We start from the raw sequence: 18669 nt of genomic DNA, 5'->3' as shown, positions 1-18669 counted from the left end.
CATCATGAAACTTGCGCTTCCCTCTTTTCCGCGGCCAGGAAAAACTACCCTGGTGCTGGGTCTTGCTCTGGTCATAGGCGTCATTGCGGCGCTGGCGGCCAACCGCTTCCTCTCCGCCCGCATCGATGCCATCGAGGCCCGGAGCCGGACCGCGATGGTGGAGGTAGTGGTAGCCAGGAAAGACCTTCCCAAGGGCGAGGAAATCGGACCAGGCAATGTCGCCCTGCGTCCCATACCCAGGGACTATGCGCATTCCAATGCGCTGACCAATAACAGCTTCGGCAGCGCCGTGGGACGCAAGCTTGCCTACAACATCAAGGGCGGCGAAATGCTGCTGTCGAGCATGCTCGAAGCGAGCAAGCCCGCCACATTTTCCGGACGCGTCGGCATCGGGTGGCGGGCAATGACGGTTGCCGTCGATGAAATCAATTCCATCTCTGGCCTGCTGGAGCCAGGCGACGTCATCGACCTGATTGCAAGCCTCGAACGCAAGGGTAACAAGCTCACCATGCCGCTGCTGCAAGGGGTGCAGGTCATCGCCACCGGCCAGCGGCTTGTCGACGACCCGGTCACTGGCGAGCGCAAGCAGTATGCAACGGTCACGCTGAATGTCACGCCATCGCAGGCAACCACCCTGATTGCCGCACGAGACGGCGGCAAGATCACCGCACTGCTGCGTAATCCGGGCGACAGGCAAGCCGCGCCTGGCGATGCACTCGATATGAATGCACTGCTCGGGCAGGGCATGAATGAAGACCCGGAGATTCCGGTGCTGTACGGCGGCCGTGTGAGCAAGTTTCCACCCGAAGCGCTATGGCTGGGCGGATACAGGCCGGCTTCAGGCGGCACGCCAGCAGCCGGCTTGAACGCAGCAAGTGCGCAAACACGCCCGGCCGCAGCTGTTCCGGTGCTGATGCCGTCGACTGCAGGCACTGCGCCTTTGTCTTCAACCGATGCGGCTGAAGCGCCTGCCACAGCGGCTCCCGCCATGCCAGGCGCAAGCCGCGCTACCGATCTACGCTAGCTTCAATGACTGGAAATCCCCTCATGTCCTTTCCGCCAGTGCGCCGTCATGCCACGCTGCCGCTCGTCTTTATTCTTGTGTTGATGAGCGCTTTTTCCGGTGCTGCGGAACCGACGCCTGCGGGCGCCAGTTCCACCGGCACCATCTCTGCCACGCAGGGACCAGCTTCTGCTGCAGGCAAGACGACGAGTACATCGCCACCCGCACCAGTTGCTGCGCATGGCTACGCAGAACAGCTACGTCCGCGCAAAAAGGCGGCGCCAGTGCTGGTCAACCAGCCTTATGCGCCGATCCGCAAGGCCGACGAGCCGGTCGATATTCCCGAAATCGAGATGTTCGTCGGCGAGTCGCGGGTATTTCCCACACCCGGTGTAGGCCGGATTGCAGTCGGCAATGGCCAGATCCTGACCGCCGCAGCGCTTGATGGCCGGGAAACCATCCTGTTCGCCAATGCCGTCGGCACCACCTCGCTCTTCGTCTGGAACGAGGACGGCCGTTACCAGCGTCTCAAGATCAATATCGTTCCCGGTGACACCAGCCGATATGCGCGGGAAGTCGCGGCCTTCCTGGCGACGATACCGAGCGCCCGCGCATCGGTCATCGGCGACAAGGTCATTGTCGAAGGCGATGGTTTATCCGACTTCGACCTGTTGAAAATCGATGAGCTGAGCAAGCGCTATCCGCAGATCGTCAACTTCACCAATCGCCTTGGCTGGGAAAAAATGGTGCTGCTGGATGTGAAGATTGCGGAGTTTCCTGTCAGTGAACTGCGCGAGCACGGCATCAAATGGACGCCCGCTGGCGGTGGCGCAATTGCAGGCATCTGGTCGCCGCTACGCCGAGGCACCGATGGGCCGTACCAGATCAATATCCAGACCGCAGGCCAGGGCAATGCCGCGCCCATTTCGGTGCCGCAAGGTATCGAAGGTGTGCCGGCAGGCGGCGGCGTGCCGCTGCCGAACGGACTCAACATCCTGTCCGGCATCAACATGGGCCTCAATGCGCAATTGAATTTGCTGGCGCAGAACGGCCGCGCCAGCATTCTGGCCGAGCCCCAGCTATCCGCACGCAATGGCGCCAAGGCCAGTTTCCTGGCGGGTGGTGAATATCCCTACACTGTATCCACCATCAACGGACCGACGGTGTTGTTCAAGCCCTATGGCGTCAAGCTCGAGATTCAGCCACGAGTGGATAGCCACGGCGTGGTGCGGGCAATGATAGACAGCGAAGTCAGTTCGATCGACGCCGCCATCTCCACGCCAGCCGGCCCTGGCCTGCGCACCCGCAAGACCAGCACCGAATTCAATGTGAACAGCGGCGAGACCATCGTTCTGTCCGGCCTGCTGTCACGCGAAACCAGCACCGATATCGACAAGGTGCCGTTCCTGGGGGACCTGCCCATCCTGGGTGCGCTGTTTCGCTCCAAGCGCTTCCAGAACAAGGAGACCGAGCTGGTGGTGTTCGTGACGCCTACCGTTGTTGACAGCAGAACACCCGAACTGGCTGACCGCGTGCGTCGCACCGACGAAAGACTGCAGGCGACCATGGGCCCGGCGCCCTATCTGAGCCAGCCGCTGCAACCCGGACGCGACGCTGGCAGCTTCACCTCGGTTGCACCAGCTAACGACATGCCCGCGCGGTCCAATCTGCAGTTCGATCCTCCCGGCGGCAGCCTGCTGATGGTAACCAGCCCCAGTGCGCTGCTGCGCCTGCGGCCGCATGCCGCGTCGGCCGCAATCATGACCCTCGGCCGCGGGGCTGCGGTACGGATGGGCGCACAGCAGCCCGAAGTGGAAAGCAGTCGCTGGCGCCATGTGCTGGTGGGTGAAGTCAGTGGCTGGATTGCCGCCGATGCGGTACAGCCGGTAGGGCAGGCAACGCCGCAGCCCGTGCCGCGTGACAGCCAAAGCAAGGATGCCGATGCCGTTGGCGTGCCGATCGCGTCAATCAACGCGGCCAGCCCAGCAGCTCAGGCAGGCGATGCCAGCCCGGGCCGGATGCGGGTCATTGCGGACCGGCTGGCGCTGCGGGTCACGCCCGACATCAATGCGCCGATGCTGCGCCAACTGCGCGCCGGCATGATGGTCGAGATCCTGCCGCAGCCGCAGCGCGCTTACTGGACGGCGGTGAGGGTGGGCGGGCACCGTGGCTGGGTAGCCAGCCAGTGGCTGGTGCCGGAGGAATCAGGCCGGGTTGATCGATAACGGGGGAATGCCATGCTGGACCTTGAACTGCTGGATGCAGATGGTGGCAGGCGCGTGCTGCAAGTGCCTGATGAATGCGTGATTGGCAAGGGCGCGCAGAATGAAATCAGGCTGGACAGCTGGCGTGTCGGACGCGAGCATGCGCGCCTGTTTGCCACGCCAGGCGGCGTGCTGGTGGAAGACCTGGGCGGCTTCGGCGGCGTGGCAGTCAATGGCAGCCGCATCAGCGGCCAGTACGGGCCATTGAGCAGCGCAGACATGATCGCTATCGGCCCGTTCCAGTTGCGCCTCCTGGCCGTCGACAAGAGCGAGCCGCCTGCGCCGCCTTCAATGCGGCCGGCGCAGCCTGTGCGTGCTCCGCAGGCAACCGCAGTGGCAAGCACGCCCAAGACACAGCCACCAGAGGCGCAGCATGTGGCCGGCACGCCCGCCCTGCCCGAAACACTGCCCATACCGGCAGGCGAGCGCCTGGCGCAGCAGCATGAATTCGAATGGCGCAAGATCATCCATACCCGTTTGCTGGAAACCATGGACCTGCGGCGTCAGGATGTGCATGGCATGTCAGACCAGCAGTTGCGCCACGAGACCGAGCTGCTGGTGCGCCAGATCATGCGGGAGGCTGACGCCCAGATTCCACCGGAGCTGGACCGCGCGCTGCTGACGACGCAGGTAATCAACGAAGCCATTGCATTGGGGCCGCTGGAAGAGTTGCTGGCCGATGACAGCGTGTCGGAAATCATGGTCAATCGCTATGACGAGATTTATGTCGAGCGCAGCGGCCAGCTGCAGCGACATCCGATGACCTTCACCGGCGACCGCGCCGTGATGGGCGTGATCGAGCGCATCGTCGCGCCGCTGGGCCGCCGCATCGACGAGTCCTCGCCCATGGTGGATGCCAGGCTCAAGGACGGCTCCCGGGTCAATGCCATCATTCCGCCACTGGCACTGAAGGGGCCTTGCCTGACGATACGGAAATTTGCCAGGCACAAGCTTAGCGCCGGCGACCTGGTCCGCTTCAATGCCATCAGCCCGCAGATGGCCAGCTTTCTGGAAACCTGCGTGGTGGCGCGCAAGAACATGGTCGTGTCCGGCGGCACCGGCTCCGGCAAGACCACCCTGCTCAATATTCTGTCCAACTTCATTCCCGGCGGCGAGCGGGTGGTGACGGTCGAGGATGCCGCCGAACTCAAGCTCAGCCATGCCCACCTGATCAGCCTGGAGTCGCGCCCGGCCAATGTGGAAGGCAAGGGCGCGGTGCTGATCCGCGACCTGGTAAAGAATACCCTGCGCATGCGGCCAGACCGTATCGTGGTGGGCGAATGCCGTGGCGCTGAAGCGCTCGACATGCTGCAGGCCATGAACACGGGCCATGAAGGCTCGCTGACCACGCTGCATGCCAACACGCCGCGTGACGGCCTGGCACGGCTGGAAACCATGGTGCTGATGGCCGGCATGGACCTGCCGCTGACGGCCATCCGCGAGCAGATCGCCAGCGCCGTCCATATCGTGGTGCAGCAGACCCGCTTTGCCTGCGGCAGCCGCAAGGTCACCAGCATCACCGAGATCAGCGGCATGGAGAGCGGCAAGATACAGATGCAGGAGCTGTTCCGTTTCGTCAACCTGGGTTACCGGGGGCCGGGAAACCGGGTCAGCGGCTACTTCACCGGCTGTGACATGGTGCCGAGCTTTTACGAGGAGCTGCAGGCCTCGGGCACGCAACTGGACATGACGATCTTCCAGCCCTCCGAGCCGCCGGATAGTCATGGCCATGCCAGGCCGCAGCCATGAGCGGCAGCGTCGATATCAGGCTGGCTGCATTGCTGGCCATTGCCCTTGCAGCCGCCCTGCTGGCCTGGTTCCTAATGCAGGCCGGCTCAGGCGCAATGGCGCGCTACCGGGCCAGCTTCACCGAACGCACCCGCTTCCAGGCCCAGGAATTCTTCCTGTTTATCGATCCAAAACAGCTGTTCATGCTCAACCTTGCCGTGATGATGCTGGGCTCGGCCCTGGCATGGGTTTTCACCGGCAACCTGCTGCTGGCCATACCGGTGTTCTTCGCGCTGGCCATGCTGCCCAGGCTGGTCTATGCCGCCTTGCGCCGACGCCGCATGCAGCGCTTCGAACAGCAATTGCCGGATGCACTGATGATGCTTTCCGGCGGCCTGCGCGCCGGCGTCGGCCTGAACGCTGCCATGCAGCAGCTGGTGGCCGAAGCCCATGCGCCGCTGGCGCAGGAATTCACATTGATGCTGCGCGAGCAGCGGCTGGGCGTGACCCTGGAGCAAAGCCTGAACAACCTGGCCCGCCGCGTGCCGACCCAGACCACCGTGCTCGTGGTATCTGCAATGCGGATTGCCAGCGAGACCGGCGGCGGCCTGGCCGAAACCCTGGAGCGCACCGCCCATACCATACGCAGCCGCCTGCAGATGGAAGGCAAGATCGGCGCGCTCACGGCGCAGGGCAAGCTGCAGGCCTGGGTGGTGTCCCTGCTGCCGATGTTGCTGATGCTCATTCTGAATCACATGGAGCCGGAAGCGATGAGCTACCTCTGGCATACCCGGCTGGGCTGGGCCACGCTGGCTGGCATCGCGCTGCTGGAGTCGCTGGGCGTGTATGTGATCCGTCGCATCGTCGCCATCGATGTATGAGCTATGCATGAGGTGCACGCCATCATGGACATGCTGAGCGGAAGCCATGCCAACCTGGCCCTCGCCGCGATCTCGCTGGCGGCCGGCCTTGCATTCGCGCTGCTGACCTGGCTGGTGAGCCGGGCGCTGGCCGAGGTGCCGCCTGAAGATCGCTCCTACAAGGACACGCCACCGCTGGGCTTTCGCCTGATGTGGGCACCGATCAGCTGGACTGCCCACTTCATCGGGCCGCGGCTCGCAACTCGCCGCCATGCGCTGCTGCTGGTGCGCCTGGGCCAGGCCGGCGTGGACTTTGCGATCAATCCGGCGCAGTTCCTTGCCAGCCGCCTGATCGGCGTCCTGCTTGCCGCATCAATTTTCTATTGGATGATGGCGTCCTTTGACCATCCGGCGGCCGGTGCTTCCGGCATGCCGGCAGGCCGCTATCTTCTGGTGATGATCACCGGTGGGCTGCTGGGCTGGGCCTATCCCGGCATCTGGCTCAATGACCGCATCAACCAGCGCCGCCGTGAGCTGCTCAAAACGTTGCCGTTCTATCTGGACATTATCACCCTGTGCGTTGAAGCTGGTCTGAACATGCAGGGCGCACTGACGCAGGCGGTGGCGAAGGGACCCAAGGGCGTGTTGCGCGATGAATTCCAGCGCCTGCTGCGCGACATCCGCGCCGGCAAGTCACGCGCCGCCTCGCTGCGCAGCCTCGCATCCCGGCTGAACGAAGGCAGTGTCACGGCGTTTACCACCGCGGTGATCCAGGCCGAAAGCATGGGCATGAATCTTGGCCCCATCCTGCGGGCGCAGGCCGACCAGCGCCGCACCGAGCGTTTCCTGCGCGCCGAAAAGCTGGCCATGGAGGCGCCGGTCAAACTGCTGTTCCCGCTGCTGGCCTTCATCTTTCCCTGCACCTTCGTCGTGCTGTTCTTTCCGATCGCGATGAAGTTCGTGCATTCCGGCCTATGAACGCGGCCGGCTCACGCGCCCTGGCCAGGGCTGAAGACGCAGGCCGGCGTCGTTTCCCGCGCTGCGCAAGGCCAGCATATGGCGCAAGCATGACCGAATTCGTTGTCGCGGCGCCGGTGCTGCTGCTGATCGGCCTGGCCTTGCTGCAATACACCCTGCTGTTCGTGGCCAGGAACCAGGTCAACCATGCCGCCTTCATGGCTACCCGCTCCGGCAGCATGCAAAACGCCACAGCCGACTCCATCAGCACGGCGTACCTGCGCCATCTGGCGCCGCTGTACGGTGGCGGCAGCAATGCGGCGGAGGTCGCCCAGGCAGTGGCACGTGCTACCGCCGACATGCAGGGCAACTACCGCATCGAACTGATCAACCCCGGCAAAGCGAGCTTCGATGACTTCAACGACCCGGCGTTAAAGGAAGTGCTGAAAACCGAAGCGCGGGTTATACCGAATTCCAGCCTGGCTCTGCGTAATCCCGCCATCATTGGCAGGCAATCCGGCCAGAACATTTTCGATGCCAACCTGATCAAGATCCGTATTACCCATGGCTACAAGCCGGGCGTGCTGCTGGTGGGCCGCGTCTTCGCCAAGGCGCTCGAAGCCGCGCAGGAAGCGAGCAAGAACAAGGATGATTTCGCTGCACGCCTGATCGCCGCGGGCCGCGTGCCGATCACCACCGATATCACGCTGCACATGAACAGCCCGGCCATTGAATGGGCCGACCCGGTCTGGATATCCGCCGGCGGGCCGCAAGCCAATCCGAAGCCACCCGCCGACCCGCCCGCACCGCCTGGCGGGTCCCGCCCCGCAGGCAGCGCAGATACGGGCAATGGCGGCGCCAGCCAGGACAACCCCGGCAATGCCAACGCCCCGACTAACACCTCGGATGGAACGGGCGGCAACAATGCCGACCCGCAGGACACCACGAATGAATGCAGCGGCAAGGCCTGTCCGGTATGCCCCGTCGACCCGGCCAATGCCGAGCCGTATTCCCTTTCTGCTGACACCCTGTTCGACTTCGATAGCGCAGTGCTCAAAGCCAATGGCCTGACACAGCTCGACACCCTGATCGATGAAGTCAAGGCAGCCCAGAAGGACGGCCAGACGATTCAATCCGCCACCGTCACAGGCTATACCGACCAACTTGGCAGCGAAGCGGTGAACCTGAAGTTGTCCCAGGCCCGTGCCGAGGCGGTGCGCAACTACATGAAACGTCGCGGCTTTCCAGACGTGCCCATCACGGTCGTGGGCAAGGGTGCGGCCAACCCGGTAGTGCCTTTGGAGAGTTGCGGCGGCACCACCGAACAGAAAATCGCCTGCCTCGCGCCAAACCGACGCGTGATGGTGGACATCAAACGCAGCGCAAGCCAGCCATGAGCTGTGCCTGCGGCAAGCCCATGCACAAGGAGCCGCGATGAAGGCCTCATACCGCCATGCATGCCTCTGCCTGCTCTGGGTATTGCATGCGTCTTCCCCCCTCCCGGCACAGGCTGCGGACGAGCCGCCTGCCTGTGGCCTGCAGCAGGCAGGACCCTCCTGCGAAACCGGCCAGCCCGCCGGCATGAGCAAGAGCAGCGGTGTCACCCAGGAAGCCGGTAACCCGGTCAATCTGATCACGGGAAACAAGTACCAGAAAGAAGTCGACATGGCGCCCTTGCCCGGCCTATTGGGCCTGGAACTGGTTCGCCACTACAACAGCTACCATGCAGCGCCTGGCATGCCGCTGTCCGGCGCCGGCCGCGGCTGGCAGTTTTCCTATGACACCCGGCTGTATCCGGTCGGCGACAGCCTGCAGATCCTCCAGGCCGACGGCACCCGGCTAAGCTTTGCCCGCACTGCCTGGAGCAGCACGCTGTGCACCGCGCCCGATCCGGCACATGGACAGGTGCGCATCATCAGGCAGGGCCGCCAGCAGCACTACCGCTGGCGCTGGCCCAATGGCCGTGAACTGGCCTTTGACAGCAACGGCCGCCTGACCCATATCTTTGCACCCAGTGGCGAGTGGCTGGGCATCGAGCGCGACAACGCCGGCCGGCTGCGCAAGGTCAGCGATCCGCAGGGGCGCAGCATGCTGTTCCACTATCCGGACCGCAAGGCATTGAAGGCGGGCACCTACCCTGGCATACAGAGCGTCGATACGCCAGTGGGGCGTTTTCTTTATGCCTACGGTGCGCAGGAAACCGGCACTGCCGCGCCCGAACCTGCACGCCGCGCCAATCTGACTGCCGTGCATCTGCCCACGAGTTACGACCCCGACAAGCCGCGCCCGCCCTTCGCACTGGGCGACACGCCCACCACCACCAGCGTCAGCACCATTCGCCGCATCTACCACTATGAAAACCCGCGCTTTCCCAGCCTGCTGACCGGCATCACGGTGGAAGGCACAGGCAATGACGGTCGTGCCCTGCGCGAACGCATCGCCACCTGGGTCTATGACGGCAACGGTCTGGCCGTGCTGTCCGTCAGGGGCGAACCGGCCGGGAAAGACCCGCATGGCAAGCCGCTTCCGGGCACCGGCATCGAGCAGATCAGCATGGACCGCAGCGCGCCCGGCCTGGTCCGCCTTACCAATAGCCTTGGCCAGGTGACGGTGTACCGCCACGCCATCGTCGCTGGCGACCGCCGCCTGCTGGAAGTGCGTGGCCCCGGCTGCGCCAGTTGCGGCGACACCGATCAGCGTTACAGCTATGACAGCAAGGGCCGCCTGCAGGAAATCACCCGGCTCGATGCCGCAGGCAAGCCGCTGGAAGGACGCAGGTTATGGCTGGACGCGTTGGGCCGCATCTACGGCGTCTCCGTGGTGGATTACCAGCAGGGCAGGGCGGTTGGCCGCAGGTTGGTACTGCGCCAGCAATATGCCCATCCCGGCCCCGAGCAGGCATGGCCCGCATCACGGATCGCACAGCAGCCATATGACCCGGTGCTTGTCGCCCGCGACAGCGTCGTGCCGGGCAAGGAGCGCCAGTGGCGTTTCGAATACAACCAGTATCAGCAGCCGGTCAGCCTCACCGAACGAGGCTTCAATCCATCAGACGGCAGCGAGATGGTGCGCACCACGCATTACCGCTACCAGAGCATCCATGGCCGCAGCCTGCTGGTGGAAATCGATGGCCCCTTGCCCAACGGACCTGCCGCAACGCCCGAAGATTCGGACATCACCCGCTACGAATGGGATGCCACCGGCTCGCAGGTCGTGGCAGTCAGCGTGCCGGGCGGCGGACGCACCGTGCTGGAACATGACCCGCATACCGGCCGGGTCACGCGCATGGTGCGGGAGGACGGCCAATCCATCGCCCTGCGCCATGACAGCAGTGGCCGCATCATCGAAATGACTGCCACCGGGCTGGGCTGGCGACAGCCGCTGGTACGCAGCATGCTGTTCGATGCCCGGGGCCGGCAGACAGGCAGCGGTGCCGGCATTCCCGGCCAGCCGGACTGGCAGCCCGAACTGCTCGCCGCATTCGATGCAGCCGGCCGCCCGGCCTGGACCGCCACGGCCACCGGCATCGCCATGCAATGGCGCTACAACACCGAGAACCACCTCCAGCAAGCAAGCACCTTCAGCAACCGCATCCACCGCACCTGGCAATACCGCCATGACGAACGCGGCCGCATCATCGAAGCCATCGACCCGGCCGGCGCATCGCTGCGCCCGGGCTACCCGGAAGACGGCATGGCCCAGCCGGCAAGCCCATCGGCGAGCATGACCGACAAGCCCGCCGGTAGGGTAGTGCATGCGATCGACGACTTTGGCCGCCGTGTCGCCAGCATCAGCCCCGACAGCGGCAAGACCCGCTATGTCCACGACGAGGCCGATCAACTCATTGCCAGCACCGACGCCGCCGGCAACCGCGCCGTCTATGCCTACGACATCAGCGGCCGCATCCTGCGCCAGGACATCTGGCCGGCCGGCGCCGCGCAAGCCGACACCACCCACTGGCAATACCAGGGCAGGCGCTTGGTGGCGCTGCTGCATCCCACCCAGGAAGAGCGCTACCTGCATGACGAGCGCGGCCTGCTGATACGCAAGACCACGCTGCGCCATGATCCTGTGCAGCGTGGCGCTGCGCTGGTCACACAGACCCGCTACAGCCATGACAGCCTGGGCCGGCTCGACAGCATCAGCCTGCCGGACGGCAGCCTGATCCGCTATCTGCGCAACGGCCAGGGCCAGGTCACTGCGATGCAGCGCAGCCGCATCCAGACGGAATGGCTGCGCTGGCTGCTGCCGGCGCAAGTCATGGCCCGCGACATCGAGCGCGACCTGGTTGGCATTGCCCGCTACGTGACCGGCAATGGTATTGAAGCGCGCTACCAGCGCAGCCGGGAAGGCATGCTGGCACGCATCGTCCACCGGCCTGCCGACGGTCCGCCCGTCCCGCAAGGCAAGACTGCTGCAACCAGCCTGCCCGGTGCATTGCGGCTGCCGCCGGACCTGCAGGCGCTGTACGACGCCAGGCTGCTGTGGGACGTGCGCGGCAACCTGCTGCACCGGCGCGCGGAAGGGAAGGGCTGGCAAGCCGTGGCCAGCAGCTACGCGTATGACCATGCCAACCGCCTGATCGTCGCTACGCAGCCCGGCGCGGCCAGCCGCTATTTCCATGACGCCGCCGGCAACCGGCTGCTAAGCCAGCAGGGTATTGCCAGCCAGAGCGAGGTCAAAGCCGGCACCGCGGTATCACGCTACCAGCCCGGCAGCAACCGCTGGCTGGGCGATGTGGTCGATGAAAAGGCATGGCCGCCATACCGCTACGACGCCAACGGCCAGCCCGTTGATGCGGGAGACCGGCGCTACGGATGGGATGCGCTGGGCCGGTTGATGACGGTGCAGCGCGGCGATGGCAGCGAGGTGGCGCGCTATGTCTACAACCATCGGGGCGAGCGGATTGCGAGCATTGCTAGGGGTGGCAATAGCGGCAACGGCAACAGTGGCAACGGCAATAGCGGCAATAGCGTGGTCGGCTTTCTGTACGAGGACGACAAGCTGCAAGCGGAAACTGACCAGCAAGGCCGCATCCTGCGTCAATACCTCTGGCTGGGCGATCAGCCACTGGCGGTCATTGACACCCCGGCTGGCCGCGCTCCAGCTGGCGAGGGCGCCCTGTCCCAGGCCATGCGGGATATCGCCACCGTGCTGCGGGCATGGCTGGGCAATGATGACGAGATCAGCTGGCTGCATCCCGACCACCTGGGCGCAGTCGCATTGGCAACCAACGCCGATGGCGCAGCAATCTGGCAAGCCAGCTACAGCCCCTATGGCGCCGCCACCATCAAAGCCATGCAGTTCCCCGGCCGCCCGGCCTTCGCGCTGAACCTGCGCCTGCCGGGCCAGTACTGGGACGCCGCCACCGGCCTGCACTACAACCGCCACCGCTATTACGACCCGCAGTCAGGCCGCTATCTCACACCCGACCCGCTGGGTATGCCGGACGGGCCGAATTCCTATATCTATGTAAAGAACAATCCACTGCGCTACGTGGACCCGGAAGGGCTGGTGCTGTTTGCGTTTGATGGCACGGGCAATGCGGCGGAGCCGCTGGCGGGGGACACGATATCGAATGTGAGAAAGTTCTGGATGGCGTATGACGAAGAAAAGAATGGAAAGCGCTACTACATCACGGGTATAGGCACGACAGATGAGGACATGCCGGTTAAAGGCAATGTAATGAACGGTCAAGGCTTCGACGACCGGGTGCGATTGGGATTCCAGTTTCTGGACAGATTCATTGAAGAAAAGTACGTTCCGGGCAAGCCGATCGACATCGACGTAGTGGGTTTCAGCCGCGGTGCAGCCGAAGCGCGGGTCTGGATGAACCAGTTGATAGAAAAGATGACTCAGTCGCGCTACGCCACCGAGACAGGTAAGTTAGCTTGTCTGAGCCTGCGCTTCATGGGGTTGTGGGATACAGTGCCGCACCTCGGTTATTTCAATGGCGATGAAGCGCGCTATGACTTCAGTATTGACCCGTCTGTTCCATATGTGGCGCACGCAGTGGCGTTGAATGAGCACCGGGGCGGGCTGGTGAGCTTCGACGCACTATCCATTCTGCCGGCGCCTGCAACGACGAGCGGGGGCAATCGCATTGAAATGGGCTTCGTCGGAAGCCACGCTGACATCGGCGGTGGTTATGGCACTGGAGATTTGTCGGATGTGGCGCTGATGTGGATGATTGAGCAGGCCCGCGCTCAAGGGGTTATTTTAAAAAGTAAAACCATTGAGGATTCTGGGTGGGACGTGATTTCCAGCCCCATCATTCACGACAAAAGTGCTAACAGGATTGACCCTCCGAACCTGTCGTCTGCTGGCGATAGAGATTTTTCTTATGGCAATGGCACTTCTGTCAAGCAGGCTAAGGCAGTCGTCGGTGGCAAGGACACTGCCTGGGCTAGAAGCCAGGTAAATTATTACAGCGCATGGTGTGGTCCCTCGGAATCACCAGCAGTCGGCTTGGTCGACATCCAGAAGTACAACGACTGGCTTATCGGTCAGGGCATTAACATCGGCTACGCATCGCCATCTGCAACTCAACTCTGCGAATAAGCACAATGAAAATCAAAATATTGATTCTAAGTTTAGTCAGCCTTGTTTTGGCTGCATGTAGCTCCATGCAAACGGTCAACGGTCCGGGGATGATCATGAACTATGGGAGCATGATGGATGGGCGATCTGCAAGTATTCGCGCAATAACCTTTCCAAGTGGGAAGCGAAAGATGGACGGTTTAAGCATAACAGGCAGCAGGAAGTCCAATTGGCGTCATGCCGTCGGCACAACCGAAGGTATGTCAGGCGATACCCGCGGCGTTCCGGAATGGCTGGATTTCGAATGGCAAGAAACCTCCTACCCAGGGCTTGAGCCCAAAGATTTTGCAAGCCGAGAGGGGTACAGCAAATATGTTTCTGACGAAAAAGCGACTTTGCCAGTCAAGACCCAGCGGGTCTTCATCAAAAGCCGCATTCCGCCAGAGATCGTGCATTAGGCAATCGAATCAAGGCTTCATGTTCAGAAGGGGCAAGGCCTTCCGGAGAAGTCATTGTGGATCTATTTCGTCTGGACAGATGACGGCATTAAATTTCGATGGGATCTTTACTGCACCAAGCCGGCATGTGCCACGAAGGAAGGCGGCGATGAAATCAACTAAGCAACAGCCGGGTGACGCCAAACCCATTGGCTAGCAGCGGCCTTCAGCAGCATCGGTCGGCAGCCCCATCGAAACTCGTGCAAGCTGCATTCTCTTACCGCCGCGACACCGCTGACGAATTCCAACATAGCTTTTGCATTACCAGCCTGGACCGCCACGGCCACGGCCACCGGCATCGCCATGCAATGGCGCTACAACACCGAGTGACATCGGCGGCAGTTATGGCACGGGGATTTGTCGGATGTGGCGCTGATGTGGATGATTGAGCAGGCAAAGGAGCACGGTGTCATTCTCAAAGACGATGTTATCAAGGATAACAATTGGAACATCGTTTCCAGTCCCATCATTCACGACAAAGGTGCTAACAAAATTGACCCTCCGACATTTTCGCTTGTTGGTGACCGGGATTTTTCGTATGGCAATGGCACTTCTGTCAAGCAAGCGAAGGCGGTTGTCGGCGGCAACGATACTGCTTGGGCGCGAAGTCAGGTCAGTTATTACAGCACATGGTGCGGCCCGTCGGAATCACCAGCAGTCGGTTTGGTCGACATGCAGAAGTACAACGACTGGCTTGTCGGTCAGGGCATCAATATCAGCTATGCACCAACCTCTTCGACCCAACGCTGCGAATAAGCACAATGAAAATCAAAACTCTGCTTTTGAGTTTTGCCAGCTTTGTTCTAACCTCATGTGGCTCTATGCAAACGGTCGATGGCCCAGGAATGATTACGACCTTTAAAAGTCTGATGGATGGACGATCGGCGTATATGCTGTCGATAACACTACCAAACCGTAAGTCGGCTATGACGCCGTTCAGTGTGTCAGGCGGTAAAGCAGCTAGTTTGCGGCAGGCGCCCGGTAGCACCACAGGTATGTCAGGTGATACCCGTGCGCTTCCCGAATGGGTCGATTTCAGCTGGAAAGAAACCGCTTACCCAAGTCCCAAGCCAAGCAGTTTCGCGAGCGACGACGAGTATGGAAAATACCTCTCGGATGAGAAAGCCAGACTGCCGCTCAAGACTCAACGCGTCTTCATCAGCAGCCGCATCCCGCCTGAGGTCGTTCAAGAAGTTATTTACTCAAGATCCCATATCCCGAAAGGCCAAAATCTGCCAGAGAAGATGCTATGGATCTACTTCATCTGGACGGACGACGGTATCAAGTTTCGATGGGAGATGAGCTGCGATAAGCCATGTGTGGAAAAGGGAGGCGGCGATGAGGTCAACTAAGCAGCTGTTCAGAATGAACCAATCTATCGACTAGCAGTGCCATTCCCGCCATCGGCCGCTGTCTGTCATCGGAATTACCTTCTGCACCCCCGTTCACGCTTGCAGGCCTGAACAAATTTCATTCCCCCCTCATTTACAGAAGCCAGCATCACACATGACTTCGCCTTAGTCCCCGATCCGATGCGCATTACGACATCTCACGCGTATAAGTCACAGTCAGTTTTCCGCCAATTGTTAAAAAAAACTTGCCATTCAAAAACAAATCTTTCACAAAAAGCAGCCTTTGCGCATTCTGTGCAGCGCTACTCCTCATCGCGCCTGCTTTGTGTATTACCCAGTCGATCCGATGGACCGTCCGCAGGCGGAAGGCTCTCAATCCAATTCGGTTATCGGAGAAAAATCATGTCCAGGGATGAAGCGTCAGCACGTGAACACCACGATGACGACAAGGCGCGTAGCTATGCTCATGAAAGAAATGTACGCCAGCAATCGTTGCGCAAGCGGGAAGCGCAGGCCAGGGGCGCGGAGGCGTTAAGGCCAAGAACGGTGCTGGTGATCACCGGTACCGGCCAGGCAAGGGAAACCGGACTGTACTGCGTCAGCACGCTGGCCAATGCCGGTCACCGGGTCGTGGCGGTGCTGGACGATGGCAACCCGCCCGAGGAATTCATCAAGGGTCCGGTGGCCGACCGGATTGCTTGTGTCAACAAGGGAGTGGGCAGCGATGCCATGCTGCGCAATGCCATTGCTGTCCTGCCGGAGCGCTTCCGGCAAATCGATACGCTGGTCAGCATGATTTGCATACAGTCCTGTCATAGCCCCCTGCTGGAGAAGGAGGGCCGTCCCGTCAACGTCGATCCGGCTGCCGGCATCGGCGATCTTGTTCATGCAGTGCGCGCCCTTTTGCCGGAGTTTTCCGCGTCCAGGCGCAGCCATGCGCTTGCGGTACTGGTCCCTCAGGCCGGCGTTCGCCATGCCAGGGTGAAGCCCTCGCTGCATCATGAGCAGGCCGAACTGCTGATTGCCACCCTGCGGGCCGAGCTGACCGAGCTTGGCGTGCGCTTCACCCGCATTCAGTCCGGGGCGCTGGAGGCCGATGGCGAACTGACGCCCAAGGACGTCACGCAGGCGGTGGCATGGGCGCTGGGGCAGCCGCATCACCTTGCGGTATGCGATATCGATATCCAGCCTGCGCCGCTGGCCCGGCCGGCGCTGACCCGGCGGGAGCGGGAAGTGCTGGCATGGACAGCCTGCGGCAAGACCTCCGATGAAATCTCGCGCATCCTCGACCTGTCAGTCAGCGGCGTGAATTTCCATGTCACCAATTTTCTCTCCAAGCTGGACACCTGCAACAAGATGGCCGCAGTGGCGCGGGCAACCCAGCTTGGGCTCTTGCCCTGAGTGCCGCACTTGCTGGCACGTACGGGTGCTGGCTGGTGCCTGAATGCAGGCAGCATGCGGGCAAAAAAAGCGGACCGAAGTCCGCTTTTCGTTTTTCTGGCTTGCCGATTATTTCTTTTCCGGCTCGGTCACGAAGCCGATCTTGCTTAGGCCGCCCGATTGCGCCGCGGCCATGACCTGTGCCACCTTTTCATATTGCGTGGTGCGCTCGGCGCGCAGGTGCAGTTCCGGCTGCGGCGTTTTTTGCGCAGCGGTGGCAATGCGCAGGTTCAACTGGCTGGCGTCGATGGCTTCGCTGTTCCAGAAGATCTGGCCCTGGGCATTGATGTCGAGATTGATGTTCTCGGGCTTCAGGTCATCCGGCTGGCTGGTGGCGCGCGGCAGGTCGATTTTCACGCTGTGGTTGATCACCGGGATGGTGATGATGAAAATGATCAGCAGCACCAGCATCACGTCCACCAGCGGGGTAGTGTTGATCTCCGGATTGAAGTCGTCGTCCGAGTCGGACAGGGAGCCCATCGCCATCATGCGCTCCTGGCAACGGTCAGGTGCTTGCCCTGCGGCTGCGCGCCGTCCGAGGTGCGTGAGCCCGTGACGAACAGCGCATGCAGATCGAAGCCGAACTTGTTCAGGCGTGCCAGCGTGGACTTGTTGCCGCGCACCAGCGCGTTGTAGCCGAAGGTCGCCGGAATCGCCACTGCCAGGCCCAGCGCCGTCATGATCAGCGCTTCGCCAACGGGGCCGGCGACCTTGTCGATGCTGGCCTGGCCACTGGTGCCGATCGATACCAGCGCATGGTAGATGCCCCAGACCGTGCCGAACAGGCCGACGAAGGGCGCGGTGGAGCCAACCGAGGCCAGGATCGCCATGCCGGACTGCAGCTTGGCCGAGGATTCATCGATCGCCTGGCGCAGCGACAGCGTGACCCAGTCGCTGACCGACAGCTGGTCATGCAGATGGCCCTGATGCGCGCTGTGGTGATGCATTGCCTTCACGCCGGCCTGCGCCAGGTCGGCATAGGGATTGTTGCTGCCCAGTGCCGCCACACCTTCCTGCACATTGCTGGCATCCCAGAACTGGCGGCCGGCCACCGCCGAGGCCCGCCGGTAGCGCAGCAGCTGCAGCGCCTTGGTGACGATCACGTACCAGGAAGCGATCGACAGCAGCAGTAGCAGGATGGCAACGCCGCGTATAACAAAATCGCCCTGCAGCCAGAGGCTGTCCAGTCCGTAGGGATTACCTTGCATGATGATTCCTTGAAGATTGTTTGAAATGGGTTATGCGCAGTGCCGGCGCTGGCGTCTGCTGCTTGTGGCGTCTGCTTCTTGTTTCTTATTGAATCGAGAAATTGATCGGTATCAGCGCATACACCGCCACTGGCCGGCCGTCTTCCAGATGCGGCTTGAAGACGGCGCGCAGGGCGGCCTGGCGGGCCGCTTCGTCAAGCCTCGCATACCCGGAGGATTTCTGCACATCGACCTTCTCGGGACGGCCACGCTCGCTGACCAGCACCCGCAGCATGACCTTGCCTTCCTCACCCATGCGCTTGGCAATCGGCGGATAGTCCGGTTGCGGCGGCTGCACGTACTCAACGCCGGAAACGGTCTTCGGCGGCGCCGGCGCTGCCGGAGCGGGTGGCGCCGGGGGCGCGGGCGGCGCGGCGGGCGCGGCTGCCTGCGGTTCGGGCGCGGAGGGCGCGGCGGCTACGGGCGGCGGCGCAGGCGTGCTGATCGACTTTTCAGTCGGCTCCGGCGCCGGCTTCGGGTTGGGCTTGGGTGGCGCTGCCTTCTTGACCACCGGCGTTGGCTTGGGCGTGACCTTGGGCGCCGGTTTGGGCTCGGGCTGTGGCGCCGGCGGCGCAGGTTGAGGCTGTGGCGGCGTGGGCGTGGGTTGCGGCGTGATCAGCGTGGCGATCACTTCACGCGGTACGGTGGGAATGGCCACCGGGTGCTTCATGCCATGCAGCGCCGCATACAGCAGCGCTGCATGCAGCACGACGATCAGTGCGAGGGGAATGGCGCGTATGCCCGATCCGGGCAGAGGTAATGCAGTTGCGGGCATGGACAA

At 62.4% G+C, this 18669-nt stretch carries 14 protein-coding genes; 11 read left to right on the top strand and 3 right to left on the bottom strand.

Annotation, left to right across the window (positions count from 1 at the left end):
- The first annotated feature begins 4 nt into the window (after positions 1–4).
- The 11 genes from cpaB (at position 5) to KTQ42_RS13240 (ending at position 16602) form a co-directional block, all read left to right on the top strand.
- The gene (gene cpaB / locus KTQ42_RS13290; protein WP_217345925.1) at positions 5–1024 is read left to right on the top strand and encodes a Flp pilus assembly protein CpaB; all 1020 of its coding nucleotides are present in this window, start codon (positions 5–7) and stop codon (positions 1022–1024) included.
- A 23-nt stretch (positions 1025–1047) separates the two neighbouring features.
- The gene (locus KTQ42_RS13285) at positions 1048–3228 is read left to right on the top strand and encodes a pilus assembly protein N-terminal domain-containing protein (RefSeq protein WP_249222752.1); all 2181 of its coding nucleotides are present in this window, start codon (positions 1048–1050) and stop codon (positions 3226–3228) included.
- Between the two features lie 12 nt (positions 3229–3240).
- A complete protein-coding gene (locus KTQ42_RS13280; protein ID WP_217345923.1) occupies positions 3241–5016 on the top strand; it encodes an ATPase, T2SS/T4P/T4SS family in 1776 nt (591 codons plus the stop codon).
- A complete protein-coding gene (locus KTQ42_RS13275; RefSeq protein ID WP_217345922.1) occupies positions 5013–5876 on the top strand; it encodes a type II secretion system F family protein in 864 nt (287 codons plus the stop codon). Before KTQ42_RS13280 ends, KTQ42_RS13275 begins: the two co-directional genes overlap by 4 nt.
- A gap of 24 nt (positions 5877–5900) precedes the next feature.
- The gene (locus KTQ42_RS13270) at positions 5901–6833 is read left to right on the top strand and encodes a type II secretion system F family protein (protein WP_249222751.1); all 933 of its coding nucleotides are present in this window, start codon (positions 5901–5903) and stop codon (positions 6831–6833) included.
- A gap of 89 nt (positions 6834–6922) precedes the next feature.
- Entirely contained in the window at positions 6923–8209 is a 1287-nt protein-coding gene (locus KTQ42_RS13265; RefSeq protein ID WP_217346957.1) for an OmpA family protein, read from the top strand.
- Positions 8210–8246: 37 nt separating this feature from the next.
- A complete protein-coding gene (locus KTQ42_RS13260; protein WP_217345921.1) occupies positions 8247–13373 on the top strand; it encodes a DUF2235 domain-containing protein in 5127 nt (1708 codons plus the stop codon).
- Positions 13374–13378: 5 nt separating this feature from the next.
- The gene (locus tag KTQ42_RS13255; protein WP_217345920.1) at positions 13379–13810 is read left to right on the top strand and encodes a hypothetical protein; all 432 of its coding nucleotides are present in this window, start codon (positions 13379–13381) and stop codon (positions 13808–13810) included.
- A gap of 414 nt (positions 13811–14224) precedes the next feature.
- Positions 14225–14605 carry a hypothetical protein gene (locus KTQ42_RS13250; RefSeq protein WP_217345919.1) on the top strand — a complete coding sequence of 127 codons (381 nt, stop codon included), beginning with the start codon at positions 14225–14227 and terminating at the stop codon, positions 14603–14605.
- A 5-nt stretch (positions 14606–14610) separates the two neighbouring features.
- A complete protein-coding gene (locus tag KTQ42_RS13245) occupies positions 14611–15201 on the top strand; it encodes a hypothetical protein (protein WP_217345918.1) in 591 nt (196 codons plus the stop codon).
- Between the two features lie 402 nt (positions 15202–15603).
- Complete coding sequence (locus KTQ42_RS13240; RefSeq protein WP_249222750.1) at positions 15604–16602, top strand: LuxR C-terminal-related transcriptional regulator; 999 nt, start codon at positions 15604–15606, stop codon at positions 16600–16602.
- 108 nt (positions 16603–16710) lie between these two features.
- On the opposite strand, the gene KTQ42_RS13235 is transcribed toward KTQ42_RS13240, so the two are convergent.
- From KTQ42_RS13235 to KTQ42_RS13225, 3 genes are all read right to left on the bottom strand, one after another.
- A complete protein-coding gene (locus KTQ42_RS13235; protein WP_217346955.1) occupies positions 16711–17127 on the bottom strand; it encodes a biopolymer transporter ExbD in 417 nt (138 codons plus the stop codon).
- On the bottom strand, positions 17127–17849 hold the full coding sequence (locus tag KTQ42_RS13230; RefSeq protein WP_217345917.1) for a MotA/TolQ/ExbB proton channel family protein: 723 nt from the start codon (positions 17847–17849) through the stop codon (positions 17127–17129). Before KTQ42_RS13230 ends, KTQ42_RS13235 begins: the two co-directional genes overlap by 1 nt.
- 85 nt (positions 17850–17934) lie before the next feature.
- Entirely contained in the window at positions 17935–18663 is a 729-nt protein-coding gene (locus KTQ42_RS13225) for an energy transducer TonB (protein WP_217345916.1), read from the bottom strand.
- Positions 18664–18669 lie beyond the last annotated feature (6 nt).

Origin of the sequence: Noviherbaspirillum sp. L7-7A, assembly GCF_019052805.1 — a bacterium.
In the GTDB taxonomy this organism is placed as follows: Bacteria; Pseudomonadota; Gammaproteobacteria; order Burkholderiales; family Burkholderiaceae_D; genus Noviherbaspirillum_A.
This window is presented reverse-complemented; position numbering and strand designations above follow the sequence as displayed.

Bases quoted from the DNA above. Each gene is read 5' to 3' on its own strand.
- cpaB (WP_217345925.1), top strand. From the start codon at position 5: ATGAAACTTGCGCTTCCCTCTTTTCCGCGGCCAGGAAAAACTACCCTG.
- KTQ42_RS13285 (WP_249222752.1), top strand. From the start codon at position 1,048: ATGTCCTTTCCGCCAGTGCGCCGTCATGCCACGCTGCCGCTCGTCTTT.
- KTQ42_RS13280 (WP_217345923.1), top strand. From the start codon at position 3,241: ATGCTGGACCTTGAACTGCTGGATGCAGATGGTGGCAGGCGCGTGCTG.
- KTQ42_RS13275 (WP_217345922.1), top strand. From the start codon at position 5,013: ATGAGCGGCAGCGTCGATATCAGGCTGGCTGCATTGCTGGCCATTGCC.
- KTQ42_RS13270 (WP_249222751.1), top strand. From the start codon at position 5,901: ATGGACATGCTGAGCGGAAGCCATGCCAACCTGGCCCTCGCCGCGATC.
- KTQ42_RS13265 (WP_217346957.1), top strand. From the start codon at position 6,923: ATGACCGAATTCGTTGTCGCGGCGCCGGTGCTGCTGCTGATCGGCCTG.
- KTQ42_RS13260 (WP_217345921.1), top strand. From the start codon at position 8,247: ATGAAGGCCTCATACCGCCATGCATGCCTCTGCCTGCTCTGGGTATTG.
- KTQ42_RS13255 (WP_217345920.1), top strand. From the start codon at position 13,379: ATGAAAATCAAAATATTGATTCTAAGTTTAGTCAGCCTTGTTTTGGCT.
- KTQ42_RS13250 (WP_217345919.1), top strand. From the start codon at position 14,225: ATGTGGATGATTGAGCAGGCAAAGGAGCACGGTGTCATTCTCAAAGAC.
- KTQ42_RS13245 (WP_217345918.1), top strand. From the start codon at position 14,611: ATGAAAATCAAAACTCTGCTTTTGAGTTTTGCCAGCTTTGTTCTAACC.
- KTQ42_RS13240 (WP_249222750.1), top strand. From the start codon at position 15,604: ATGTCCAGGGATGAAGCGTCAGCACGTGAACACCACGATGACGACAAG.
- KTQ42_RS13235 (WP_217346955.1), bottom strand. From the start codon at position 17,127: ATGGCGATGGGCTCCCTGTCCGACTCGGACGACGACTTCAATCCGGAG.
- KTQ42_RS13230 (WP_217345917.1), bottom strand. From the start codon at position 17,849: ATGCAAGGTAATCCCTACGGACTGGACAGCCTCTGGCTGCAGGGCGAT.
- KTQ42_RS13225 (WP_217345916.1), bottom strand. From the start codon at position 18,663: ATGCCCGCAACTGCATTACCTCTGCCCGGATCGGGCATACGCGCCATT.